This window comes from Mesorhizobium sp. M7A.F.Ca.MR.148.00.0.0, assembly GCF_003997735.1.
GTDB lineage: Bacteria > Pseudomonadota > Alphaproteobacteria > Rhizobiales > Rhizobiaceae > Mesorhizobium.
Genome location: NZ_RZTB01000337.1, coordinates 1 through 771 on the forward strand (window position 1 = coordinate 1; position 771 = coordinate 771).

The 771-nt window shown below is 55.5% G+C and carries 1 protein-coding gene and 1 pseudogene; both read left to right on the top strand.

Going from position 1 to position 771, the window contains the following annotated elements; translation table 11 throughout:
* A pseudogene (locus EOB49_RS34345) lies at window positions 1-86 on the top strand (cytochrome c biogenesis protein CcdA); the annotation flags it as partial.
* 79 nt (window positions 87-165) lie between these two features.
* Window positions 166-603, top strand: coding sequence for a nuclear transport factor 2 family protein (locus EOB49_RS34350; RefSeq protein ID WP_127383538.1), 438 nt, complete (start codon window positions 166-168; stop codon window positions 601-603).
* Window positions 604-771: the final 168 nt, after the last annotated feature.

Below are 771 nucleotides of genomic sequence, written 5' to 3' on the forward strand. Positions count from 1 at the left end.
CCGGCGTGTTTTTCCTCACCGGCGGCGTGCAGACGGTGTCTTACTGGCTGCTGGAAAATTTCCCGGTGCTGGGGCGGCTGGGGTAGGTCGCCTCGGCGGAACGATGCACGGCAGCCCGCATTTGCAGTACCGTTGATCAAAACTTTTTCGAGCCGGGAGGCGAGAATGGTAGCCAAGGCGGATGTGCGAAAATTCTTCAAGGTCTATAAGAAAATCTACAATGACGCGATCGCCGACACCGTCGATCTCAACGACGTCGCGGACATGTATTCGGCCGGTTTTGTCTCGGTGACGTCGGCAGCGGTCATGGTTGGCGAGAATGGCGAGCAGTTGAAGGCCATCATGACAAAGGGTTTTGAGGCCTATCGTGCCCTCGGCAGCAAGAGGATGACCTGCAAGGAGGTCTCTGTGACACCTGTCGACCAGGACCATTGCGTGGCTGAGGTAAACTGGGCCGGTGACTATGAACGCAAGGATGGGAGTCCCGTGACCATCGACTTTGCGGTCAACTATCTCGTCGAAAAGCGCGACGGCAAGCTGAAGGTGTTTGGCTGGATATCAGGTGACGAGCAGGCGGAATTCAGGAAACACGGCCTGTTGTAGGTGTGCTGACTGCCGAATTCCGTTTTAAGACCCGCTGATTAAGAGTCAGCTGCTCCGCCATCTCACCGAAATTTAACCGCATTGGTGAAGCAAGGCGCCACTGCTAGCATGCTTTGATTCCCAACCCTTTTCATATGGTTGTCCCTTCCATGAGCCAGAGATCCTGCC

Excerpts from the sequence above, each read along its gene's own strand:
- EOB49_RS34350 (WP_127383538.1), top strand. The coding sequence starts at position 166 with ATGGTAGCCAAGGCGGATGTGCGAAAATTCTTCAAGGTCTATAAGAAA.